Source organism: Plectonema cf. radiosum LEGE 06105 (genome assembly GCF_015207665.1).
Taxonomy (GTDB): Bacteria; Cyanobacteriota; Cyanobacteriia; order Cyanobacteriales; family Nostocaceae; genus Rivularia; species Rivularia radiosa_A.
The window spans coordinates 20,040-31,581 of record NZ_JADEWL010000080.1; the positions used below are offsets into that span (position 1 = coordinate 20,040).

Here is an 11,542-nt window from a genome sequence, read left to right on the forward strand (position 1 = left end):
AAGATGCCTCTTGGTAGGTTGGGTGTCGCTGCGCGCAACCCAACATCAGCGTTGGGCTTCACTCCGTTTTGCTTCGCAACGCTTGCGCGAACAGCCCAACCTACAATATTACATTAATTACCCATCATAATTAATGTGGCAGAGTAGTAGTACTTGACCACAGAAGTTTTGCTGGGTAGAGGTAGTCTCATTCCTAACTCCCCAGTGATAATTGATCAACCGTACCTCAAGAATAAAAATTGTTATTTGTAATTCAAATAGAAACCATAAAATTAATCATTGGAAAACTTTTCCTTAACCTTTCCTTGAGAGAATTTTAGTAAAGTTATATGCGGCTGAAGTAGTAAAAATATCACTTTATTTGTGTTTTGAAATAAGTATACTGATAAAAAGTAAACAAAGAAATGAGAATAAGTTAACGGCTTAATCTTAGTTCAAAGACGACAAAATTCCCTATTAATGTCATTTCTTATTTTTTGGTTTTACCGATATTGTTAGCTGTTACAGTAGAAATCATCAGTAAGTTCTATTTCTATATTTATATATAGTCATAGAAATTATTTCTTAAAGCTGTATCGAAATAGTTTTAGGATTTATGTACTAAAAATTTTAGTGCTTTTTGCAACTGTTTTTTCATTTGAAAAATTACGAGTTGAGACTGTTTGTATTTACCTGTGTATGCTGTTGGAAAATCAAGAATTGTAATTATCTTCAGAGAGTAGAAAAATTATTCAAATGATGACATTTAATCGAGAAAAAGCTATTAACTTGCTACAACAGATTTTCGAGTTTGAATTAGCAGGAGTTGTTCGCTACACGACTTACTCTTTGATAGCAAATAGTAGTCATAAAAATGAAATTGTTGATTTTTTCAAAGAGCAAGCGGAAGAATCCTTATTTCATTCTCAAAAAGTCGGAGAAGTTTTACTAAGTGTGAATGGAAATCCTCGAGCGCATATTGCATCTATTGCAGAACTTGAAAGCTATTCACTAAAAGATATAATGAACGCAAGTTTAGCTCATGAAAAGCAGGCTTTAGGACTTTATCAAGTACTTTTGGATGCAGTCAAAGATAGCAATAGTGATATAGAAAAATTTGTGAGTAATATGATTAAAGAAGAAAGTCATCATATCCAAGAGTTGGTAGAAATGATAGATGAATTAAATTAGTAGAGTTATAAATTAGAGAAACGTAGCAATACGTCCCCGTCTCTCTGGCGTTTCTCTAAATATTGATTTGTATACACACATCAATAAAATTGCACTATGAAATAGTAATTATAAATTATATCCCTTGATATTAGATAATGTAGGGTAGCATAACTTTTATTACTATTTGATTTGAGAATCAATGAATAAAAACCATCGAAAAAAAATCTCAGCACGTCGTACAGTTAACCCTGATGGGAACTTCAACGTTGTTCGTAAAGGGGTATCTAAGTTCGATTGGGGTGATTTATACCATGCATTGCTAACTCTTTCCTGGATTAAGTTATTTGCGGTGGTAGCTGCGGGTTATGTAATTACTAACGTGTTGTTTGCTTTTCTGTATTTAGCAGCAGGTGATGGTGTACAAAATATGCGTCAAGGTGATTTCTCCGACGCATTTTTTTTTAGTGTTCAAACTATGGCTACCATTGGTTATGGTGCAATGTATCCTAAAACGCTTTTTGCCAATATTTTAGTTGCGATTGAAGCTTTGTTAGGACTTTTAGGAGTATCAATGGGGAGTGGATTAGTATTTGCTCGGTTTTCTCTTCTCAAAGCACGAGTCATGTTTAGTCGTGTCGCAGTAATTGCTCCTTATAATGGAGTACCAACTTTGATGTTTCGAGTTGCTAACGAACGTCAAAGCTGGATTTTAGAAGCTCAAGTCAACGTCAGTTTACTAACTAGCGAAATTACTCAAGAAGGACAGACGATGCGTAGATTTTATAACTTACCATTATTTCGCGATCGCTCTTCACTTTTTGCTTTGACTTGGACAGTTATGCATCCTATCAATGAAAGTAGTCCTTTGTACAACATAACCTTAGACAAAATGCTAACCGATGAAATGGAAATATTAATAACTTTAACAGGGATTGACCAAACCGTTTCTGAGAATATCCATGCTCATCATTCATACATTCCTACAGAAATTCTGTGGAATCATCAGTTTGCGGATATTTTATCTAAAACCCAAGATGGTAGACGTAGTATTGACTATAATCGTTTTCACGATACTACACCTTTGGAAAATTCAAGTTTAATAAACAGGTAAATGAGGAAATTTTGTTTGTCTATAGTAATAAAAAACTCATTGCAAGATTATATCTAAAGCAGTAATAATAAATTTTATATCTCTTTTTAAGGACAGATGTAGCTTTTTTTTTCAGCTTGTATATTCACAGTGAATGTAATTAATTGGAGATTTTATGTTATGAGCTGGTTAAAAAGACTTTTTGGAATGGCAAAACCCAAAAATGCCCAAGTAAATCCTACCCCACAACCAACACAAGCACCGCAATCGACACAGCAAGTTCAGCCAACACAACAAGCTTCTAATACTACCCAATCAGTACCCCCAGAACGTGTAGGATTAAATGGTGAATACGACCAAAGTGGTTTAGCAAAGCGAGTTGCATTAGCTTTTGATGAAGATTCCCAATTGGATGATATTGATACTCTTTGGGTTGCTCAAACTAGTTCTACAGTAGTTTTAAAAGGAACCGTTCCCAGCCAAGATATTTTAAATAAAATGGTTTCTGTCGCCAAAAGTGTAAATGGTGCAACTAATGTTGATACAAGTCAAGTTACTATCGGTTAATTATTTAAAAAGTAATTAATAATGTTATGAATACAGGTTTGTTGCAGCAATTTTTAATTAATAAAATTAATGCTGTAACACACCCTATAACTAATGACAAAATATTTAATTTATAGCTGTTTGTTGCTGGGTAATTACTTGCTCTTGAGTATTATCCGCTAATGGTTTCCGCACGGATAAATAAAGCAACGGACCAAACAAAGGTACCAAGGTTACTAACCAAAATAAAACAGAATTTTTCATCCCCCGCTTTGCCATATCATCACCCAAAAGTGCAGGAAAAAGCAAACAAAGTAGACAAAAATCTAAACTCATTACATGAATAAAACGGTTAGTTTGCCATTGTTGGAAGAAATCGCTCCAATTTCCTCCTTGTAAACCATAGGATACTAAAATTATCGCTCCAATACTCAATACAATACCAGTGATACGGGAATCTAAAAATTTAAGAAAAGCATTCTTTTTACCGACAAAATTGGGGTTTGCCGAGCGTAAAGTTAAGTAAGGTAATAAAGCGAAAGCACCTACGCCAAAAGAGAAAGTTGCAAACAACCAAGCCGGTATTTTTTGTCCTCTACCATCAATAAATACCATACAACTGTAGATTAGAGGAAATACACCCATTAAATTAAATAGTGAAACTATCAAAGGGTTGATTCCTTGCCATTGTCCAGTTGAAAGATTCTTAATTAACTCAAAAGTATCAGGTTGATTAGGAGGAGCAAAAACAAAAGCATAAATAGCAAATCCAACCCAAAGCAATCCAAATATAATTTTTCTCATCAGTATTAATAGCATCAAAAAGCATATTCCTAGATAATACCGAATTTAGGAGTTAGTTGATGGTTGACAGTTGTTGACCTTTGACCTTAAACCTTAAACCTTTAACCTTTAACCTTTGACCTCTAACCTTTACATACTCATTGCTTCGGAGAGATATTCGGCTGCTGCTGCTACAAGGGCGATCGCATTTTCGTAATTAAGCCTTGTGGGACCTAAAACTCCGACACTTCCTACTGGTATCGAACCCCGATGATACATGGATGAAATTAAGGTGCAAGTACGGATGGGTTCTAGGTTATTTTCCGAACCAATACGAATTGTTACTTGTGGCTTGTCTATTTGTTCTAATTCTGTTTCGTCAAATATTAATGGCCATAATTTTTCTTGTTCTTCTTCAAGTAGTTGAATTATGGTTTGTACTTGCTCTATCTGTGAAAATTCTGGCTGACGCAAAACTTCCGACACTCCACGCACCATAATTTGTGTACTTATCGGAGAAAAGCTACGACGAGTCAATTCTACCAAGGATGTTTTTAAATATTCGCCGTAGCGCTGAAATTCTCGATCCAATTTACTCCAGTCAAGTAAAGGCAGTTCTATTAAACTTTTACCCCGGAGTTGACTGTTTAAAAAGTTAGAAACAATTTGTAATTCCCTGTCTATTACCTCTACATCAGGTCTATTTTCTGATAAGGAGGGTAAATCCATCAATGTTGAATGAGTTTCATAACCATCAGTAACTACAATCAACATTATCTGTCCTGTCTCAATTTGTACTAATTGCAAATGTCGCAATACGGATAAATTATTTTGCGGTATTGTGATTAAACTGACACAACCACTCAAGGTTGCTAAAATTTGGGTTGCTCCTTGCAATAATGTTTCTAAACTCCAATCTTCCCATTTTAAGCTTCCTTGTAATGCAGCTTCGATCTGTTTTTCTAAACTTTGAGAAGGTGTTATTAATTGATCTACATAAATTCGATAACCAGAATCCGAAGGAATCCTTCCTGCTGAGGTATGGGGTTGATAAAGTAATCCAGCTTTTTCCAAAACTCCCATTACGTTGCGAATCGTTGCCGAACTTACACCCAAATCGAACTCTTCCACCAAAGCTTTAGAACCCACAGGTTCTGCTGTCGCTATATAATGACGTACTGTCGCTCGAAGAATATGTTGTTGTCGATTCGTTAACTGGACTTGGATCGGGGATGGCTTTTGAAACACGGTTTTTATCAGTTTAAAAAAAACGAAAATTTTAAATAATACTATTCGATATTTAATCGGTCATTTAATCATGCTGAGTGCAAAATACAAACTGATTATTGTGTACTGCAATACCTTTACATCTACAGATAGTTTTGTCCTGAGTAAGAGTACTATTCCATACACTTTAACTTGTATTTTTAATACATTAAAAACAACTAATTATTAAGTATTTTCCCACAATTTTATTGTAAATGGAGTATGCATCGATACGAAATATTTGCTAGCAATTAGTAATATTCAAACATATTGAATATTGACCGGCGTTCCCCGGTCAGGAACTAGATGAATGCGGTATTTTATAAATCTATCTTGAGAATGAATCCAAAATTTAAAGCTTATACGTTCGCCTCGCGAATGTATCCAAAATTGTCTGCTCTTTAATATTGAGGAACCGAATGGTCAACTAAAATTGAATATGCATCAATACCTCCGGCAATGTTTTTCACATTTGTAAAACCTTGAGATGTCAACCACTGACACATTTGAGCGGAACGAACACCATGATGACACAGAACTAAAGTTTCCTTATCGGGATCTAAGCGAGTTTGAATATCCTTTTCCCACTCAGCAAATTGACTCAAAGGTAAGTTAATAAAACCGTCAATGCTCGCAGTTCTGACTTCTTGTGGTTCCCGCACGTCTACAAGTTGAATAGAACATTGATCCAAAGACAAACGTTGTGCGAGTTCTTCTACAGCGATTTGATTTATAGGTTGACCAAGATTATTCCCCGTCATGAGGCACTTCTTAAAAAAATTTGTATTTTGTATATTTCTTATGTTGACAGAAAATTCTCCTCTTAGCATCAGCACGACTCTAAGGCTTTGATAATTATCAAGATAAATTGGCTACATCTTGACATTTTGACAAAAATCTGTATGTGAAATGCCTCTGTCCAAGTGAATAATTTCCCTTCTCTAATTCTAATTGTTCCACAACACGCTTTAATAATGATTGGGGTTAAAAACGCCGCAATGGGGCAAGCGTGAATAGATTTATCAGTCAAAAATTATTAATTCGTTTCCTGGCAGCAAGCTTTATCGTGCTGCTGTTAACTGGTATCACTGGTTGTAATAGATTATCTCAAAATTCCCTGAATTTACTCAGCCAACCGAGTGCTACCGTGTTTGTTTCCAAGCAAGCACCAATTATGGTATCTATGCTAGTAAATCCAAATCGTTTTGATGCTTTGGATGGTGAAATTAAGCTATCCAAGCTGAAAACAAATTTATTCGCAAATACCGGACTTGATTATCAAAAAGATGTCCAGCCTTGGTTGGGTAATCAAGTTACTTTAGCCGTAACTACTGACGATATCGATCGCGATTTAGCAAACGGAAAACAACCCGGTTATTTAATCGCACTCACTACCAAAGATGCCACACAAAGCCGCGAGTTTATCGAACTTTTGTTTTCTAAACGGGTTTTAGCTGGAACTTCCTTGGTTGTGGAACAATATAAAGGTGTCAAACTGATTGGCGATACTCCCGAAACGGGAGAAATCAAAAAACCTTTGGCTGCGACGGTTGTAGGTGATAATTTTGTCTTGTTTGCCAATGATGCTAAAATCCTGCGAGAAGCAGTCAATAATCTTCAAGCACCCGGTTTAAGTTTGGCTAGTTTAGATAAATATCAGCAAGCCATCAAGCAATTAGGAAATAAAACTCAAGCTGTAACGTTTCTGAATCTTCCCGCAGTCGCAAAATGGCAAGGTTTAAATTTATCATCGCCACTGACTTATAATAATCAGCTAATTTCCTTAGCAACAAAATCCCCCGGTTTGTTAGCAGAAACGAGTTTATTAGCAGATTCACCAATACCATCAGCAGAAGAATTATCTGAAAAAATCGCAGCACTTTCATATATTCCCCCAACTTCGGGTTTAGTAATTGCGGGGAAAGATTTGAGCAATTTAGATAACAGCAATGTAGGTTTATTTTGGCAACAAACTTATTCAGTAATATCTGGTGATTCAGGAAAAAATGCAGCTTCACAGATTACCCAACCTTTAAATAATTTGCAAAAATCTTGGGGAATAAACTTAAAAAAAGATATTTTTAGTTGGGTAAAAGGAGAATACGCCATCGCATTATTACCCAACACCGAGAATAAAACACTTGAGTGGGTTTTTGTTACTGAAAAATCTTCGACAACACCATCAGATATTTCCCATTTAGATGAAATAGCCGTTCAAAACGGACTTACAGTCAGTCAAATTAATTTAAACGAACAAAAAATTTATGCTTGGACACAATTAACAACTACAGGTAACAAAGCGTCTAATTTCAGCATTCAAGCAAAAGTATTAGGAGCGCATACAAGTAAAGATAACTACGAAATTTTTACTTCTTCTATTGAATTAATGGATGAAGTTCTTAATAATAAAGAAAACTTCTTCAACGACAATCATAATTTCCAGAAAAGTATTGCAGCCATTCCCCAACCAAATCAAGGTTATATATTTATAGATTGGACAAAAAGTCAAAATTTTATCGAAAATCAATTACCCATACTCAAGCTTGTAGAAATTATTGGCAAACCATTCTTTGATAAACTGCAATCCCTCACAATTAGCAGCTATGACAGCAATAGTAACTTACTCAAAGCTGGTGCTGTATTTCTATTCAATTAATAGTAGGAGTTAGTTGTTAGTTGTTGGTGGTTAGTTGTTAGTTGATGGTTGTTAATTGTTAGTTGTTGGTTGTTGGTGGTTAGTTGATGGTTGTTGGTGGTTAATTGTGAGGATTTGTTACACCTTTGACCTATAACCTTTAACCTTTAACCTTAGACAGTGTGCAGATACCAAGGTGTCATAAACTTTGCTGTTCCGAAATTTACTTTCGTTAGCGTGTATATAAAAGAACCAATTTAAATATTTCGGGAAGTGTATGTATGAAATCTTTTCGCTCCCAAATCTTATTTTTTACAACTTTTTTGACGAGTGTTACTCTAAGTGTATTTACTCTAATTAGCTCTGTACCTGTAAGAGCAAATACATCTTTCTTTGGCAAAATTAGCTTGTCACCAAGCTCTGAAGGTGTCAGAAAATCAGTCACAGGTTATACCGGCGGTTCTTATTCATTGTCCGCAATAAGTAATCGCGATCGCCGTAATAATTTGTGTATCGGTTTTGCAGATCCCAAACCAGACCATATTGTAGTTTTAGAGAAAGATTTTCCCAAATTAAATTTAAAAGTCAACAGCAGGGGTTATGACACGACTTTATTGATAGTAGGGCCAGACGACAAAACAGTTCGCTGTGGAGACGATACTGGCGAAAGTAAAGACGCGAGCATCAACGGTAGCGACTGGAAAGCCGGAACTTATAAAGTTTGGGTGGGTAGCTTTAAAGCAGGAGTAAGACGCAATTACAAACTTTCTTTGCAACAATAGTTCCAAAATTCCGTACTAATGAATTACAATTAGGTAATAGGTAATGGGTAATGGGTAATTAAACTCCAAACTCCAAACTCCTAACTCCAAACTCCAAACTCCTAACTCCTAACTCCTAACTCCTAACTTTTCTTGTCCCCATGGAAGGGTAAGATAGATTGTAAAGGCTTTCCGAGGGTGCGAACTCGTGTTATCAACACTTATTACTGACTTTCGTATTATATTTGAACGCGACCCAGCGGCTCGTAACTGGTTAGAAGTATTATTCTGCTACCCCGGTTTGCAAGCTTTGTTAATGCATAGAATCGCTCGCTGGATGCGTAATGTAGGAATTCCTTTTCTTCCTCGTTTAACTTCTCATTTAGCGCGTTTTTTGACTGGAGTAGAAATTCACCCAGGAGCAACCATTGGCAAGGGTGTATTTATTGACCATGGTATGGGTGTAGTAATTGGTGAAACGGCAATAGTTGGAGACTATGCGCTGATTTATCAAGGTGTGACTTTGGGTGGTACTGGTAAAGAAACTGGTAAACGTCACCCGACTTTGGGAGAATACGTAGTAGTTGGTGCTGGTGCGAAAGTGCTGGGAAATCTCCAAATCGGTAACAACGTGCGTATTGGTGCGGGTTCGGTGGTGTTGAGAGATGTACCAGCCGATTGTACTGTCGTGGGTGTTCCCGGTAGAATTGTCTATCGTTCCGGTGTAAAAGTTGACCCATTGGAACACGGACGTTTGCCAGATGCCGAAGCTCAAGCAATCCGGGCTTTGGTAGATAGAATTGAGCAGTTAGAGCAACAAATTGAGCAATTACAAGAAAAACAGCAAAGCGTTTCAGAAAGTTTTGCAAATGTTCTTGTGGGAAAAAATTATGGTATTAATTCTCATGTTCTTAGTGAAGAGCATTTGAGAGAACATCATGCCCATGTTCATACTCAATGTCGTTTGGAAGATAAAGCGATCGATGAGTTTTTGGATGGATCAGGGATTTAATAGTTAGTACCACCGGAGTTAAGAGTTAGGAATGAGGAATAGGACATTTGTGATTTTAAGCATGAATTTGATTTAACAGATAACTATTGTAGAGACGTTGCAATGCAACGTCTCTAAATCTCAATTTAGACCCAGATTTAGCAATGCTGATATCTTAGTTAACTCTATAAGCTATTTAAAAATTAGAAACCATAGCGATAACCAATATTTAAACTGAAGTTATCGGTAGAATCATAATTAATTCGTAAATCTTCAACATCATATTTAGTAAATACTTAAGTAAAAAAAATGTTCAGCCAGCGTAAAAATGGCAACAACAATTTAGTTGTCGCTAGCAGAATATTCAGTCCGTAACTAAAGATATATATACGCTTAGACTATTAAGATTAAATACTCTACCACTGATGCAAATACTTGTTTGCAAGTATCTAATTAGTCTACGCAGTTATGCTATCAAATTACTTAAATAATCACTTGTCAGTTTTATACAATCACACAAGTTATTACATTGAGCAGTAATTAGTACTTAATAATTGGGGTATTCTTGACAAGACAATGCGATTGCATTACCATTAATATATGGTCTGATCTATAAGTACAGAAAAACTTATGACTGAAGGATTTAATTTTCAAGCAGAATCGACTCTTACTGACCGATATCAAACTACGGTTCCTGAAAATGTACGAAAAGCATTACGCTTGAACAAGCGGGACAAGATTCACTACACTATTGAGCCTGACGGTAAAGTAACAATGTCTCGTGCAGAATTGGAAGATGAAGATCCTATAGTTGGAAAGTTTCTAAATTTCTTAGCTCAAGATATGAGCAAAAATCCTCAAAATATTAAACCAATCAGTCCCGAATTGCTTAACCGAACTCAATCTTTAATTGATGGTATTGAAGTGGATCTTGATGCACCATTATTTGAAGAGGATGAATAAGTTTGTCAGATAGTCAGCCATTAATTATTAATGAATGGTACATTTTTGCACATCCCATTTTTTTAGATAAATATGAAGAACTTTTGACACAAGTTGAACTTCTGCGTCAAAAATATCCTCAAAATTATCAAAAAAAGAATGCGACTAAACGTTTAATCGCTATAGCTAAACTCATATATGAAGTTATTCCTCAAGATCCAACTCGTCATGAGTATCGTCAAGGGGTCACTTTAGGTGAAGAGTATAAACATTGGTTTAGAGCCAAATTTTTCCAACAGTATCGATTGTTCTTTCGCTATCATCAAGCGAGTAAAATCATTGTATTTGCTTGGGTAAATGATGAATATTCTAAGCGGGCTTATGGTAGCAAAACAGATGCTTACCTAATCTTCAGAAAAATGCTTGATAACGATTGTCCTCCTGATGATTGGGATATTCTTCTTGAAGAAGCAAAAGCTGAATCTAATCGTTTAGAAAAGATGAATCAATTTTTGGATGCTTCGGAGATTTGATACCGACGATTTGAACGAAAGATTGTGCGTTATTCCGCTAAATTTGGAGACGTAGCACTGCTACGTCTCTACAAAGTTGACTGGTTACGGATTAACCTCACTCACATCCCAAACCCCCGCTTCATCCCGCATATAAAAAGTCCGATTTTGCGGTTCTCCCCTCAATCGCAAATGGTCTACTTTTACAGGTTCAAATAATAATAAACAAAAGTTATCCAAGGGTTTATTTGCATCTGGCTGCGGTGGTGAAAATGCTTCGGGATTGGCTCTGGGTTTTCCCGGATGCGCCCAGACAAATTGAATACGAGCATTGTCTGAAAGCTCTTGCCAAGTTGATTCGCGGGCTTTTTGCAATTCGGATTCGTGATGATTGGCATCAATAATTGTGATCTTTCCAACAATGCGGAATTGTTCGCGGGTATTGGTAAAGTACCAGCAAATTTCTCCCCAGGATTGATTGTTAATTTCTGTAATTTTTTCGCTACGAGCATCGGTAATAATTTTTAACTTATCGGTATCCTCTAAAAAACCGCGAAACACCACAGTACGATTAGCCGCAGTTCCATCACTGCGGACAGTTGCTAATTGAAAGTAGCGCGAATGGGGTTGATTGCGATTCTTTTTGAGAGCGCTAGCTAAGTGCGATCGCCAAGGAGCAATAGACATCTGACAATTTTGGATTTTAGATTTTAGATTTTGGATTTTAGAGTTACTTGATGGTTGTTGGTGGTTAGTTGTTGGTGGTTAGTTGATGGTGGTTAGTTGATGGTGGTTAGTTGATGGTGGTTAGTTGATGGTGGTTAGTTGTTGGTGGTTAGTTGATAGTGGTTATTTATTTCCCCC

General features: G+C 36.2%; 12 protein-coding genes. 8 read left to right on the forward strand and 4 right to left on the reverse strand.

Translation table 11 applies throughout. The annotated features are described in order from the left end of the window. Positions 1-735: 735 nt before the first annotated feature. The 3 genes from IQ247_RS20470 (at position 736) to IQ247_RS20480 (ending at position 2,809) form a co-directional block, all read left to right on the forward strand. Positions 736-1,170 (forward strand): ferritin-like domain-containing protein, encoded by a 435-nt coding sequence (locus IQ247_RS20470; RefSeq protein ID WP_193922953.1) that lies wholly within the window; start codon positions 736-738, stop codon positions 1,168-1,170. A 181-nt stretch (positions 1,171-1,351) separates the two neighbouring features. Continuing rightward, positions 1,352-2,263 carry an ion channel gene (locus IQ247_RS20475; protein WP_193922954.1) on the forward strand — a complete coding sequence of 304 codons (912 nt, stop codon included), beginning with the start codon at positions 1,352-1,354 and terminating at the stop codon, positions 2,261-2,263. Positions 2,264-2,422: 159 nt separating this feature from the next. Beyond that, a complete protein-coding gene (locus IQ247_RS20480) occupies positions 2,423-2,809 on the forward strand; it encodes a phospholipid-binding protein (protein ID WP_193922956.1) in 387 nt (128 codons plus the stop codon). A gap of 105 nt (positions 2,810-2,914) precedes the next feature. Here IQ247_RS20480 and IQ247_RS20485 read toward each other — a convergent pair whose 3' ends face one another. The 3 genes from IQ247_RS20485 to IQ247_RS20495 form a co-directional block, all read right to left on the reverse strand. Next, entirely contained in the window at positions 2,915-3,592 is a 678-nt protein-coding gene (locus IQ247_RS20485) for a DUF2834 domain-containing protein (protein WP_322745541.1), read from the reverse strand. A gap of 129 nt (positions 3,593-3,721) precedes the next feature. After that, positions 3,722-4,819, reverse strand: coding sequence for a heat-inducible transcriptional repressor HrcA (gene hrcA, locus IQ247_RS20490; RefSeq protein ID WP_445974530.1), 1,098 nt, complete (start codon positions 4,817-4,819; stop codon positions 3,722-3,724). A gap of 419 nt (positions 4,820-5,238) precedes the next feature. Beyond that, complete coding sequence (locus IQ247_RS20495; protein ID WP_193922958.1) at positions 5,239-5,598, reverse strand: rhodanese-like domain-containing protein; 360 nt, start codon at positions 5,596-5,598, stop codon at positions 5,239-5,241. Between the two features lie 248 nt (positions 5,599-5,846). Here IQ247_RS20495 and IQ247_RS20500 point away from each other — a divergent pair, with 248 nt between their 5' ends. From IQ247_RS20500 to IQ247_RS20520, 5 genes are all read left to right on the forward strand, one after another. After that, a complete protein-coding gene (locus IQ247_RS20500; RefSeq protein WP_193922959.1) occupies positions 5,847-7,493 on the forward strand; it encodes a DUF3352 domain-containing protein in 1,647 nt (548 codons plus the stop codon). Between the two features lie 260 nt (positions 7,494-7,753). Then, the gene (locus IQ247_RS20505; RefSeq protein ID WP_193922960.1) at positions 7,754-8,254 is read left to right on the forward strand and encodes a hypothetical protein; all 501 of its coding nucleotides are present in this window, start codon (positions 7,754-7,756) and stop codon (positions 8,252-8,254) included. Positions 8,255-8,441: 187 nt separating this feature from the next. Continuing rightward, the gene (cysE, locus tag IQ247_RS20510; RefSeq protein ID WP_193922961.1) at positions 8,442-9,245 is read left to right on the forward strand and encodes a serine O-acetyltransferase; all 804 of its coding nucleotides are present in this window, start codon (positions 8,442-8,444) and stop codon (positions 9,243-9,245) included. 609 nt (positions 9,246-9,854) lie between these two features. Next, positions 9,855-10,187, forward strand: coding sequence for a type II toxin-antitoxin system PrlF family antitoxin (locus IQ247_RS20515; protein WP_193922962.1), 333 nt, complete (start codon positions 9,855-9,857; stop codon positions 10,185-10,187). A 2-nt stretch (positions 10,188-10,189) separates the two neighbouring features. Next, positions 10,190-10,699: a type II toxin-antitoxin system YhaV family toxin gene (locus tag IQ247_RS20520; protein ID WP_193922963.1), complete on the forward strand. Its 510-nt coding sequence runs from the start codon at positions 10,190-10,192 to the stop codon at positions 10,697-10,699. Between the two features lie 84 nt (positions 10,700-10,783). Here IQ247_RS20520 and IQ247_RS20525 read toward each other — a convergent pair whose 3' ends face one another. Continuing rightward, entirely contained in the window at positions 10,784-11,365 is a 582-nt protein-coding gene (locus IQ247_RS20525; RefSeq protein WP_193922964.1) for an Npun_F5749 family FMN-dependent PPOX-type flavoprotein, read from the reverse strand. Between the last annotated feature and the right edge of the window lie 177 nt (positions 11,366-11,542).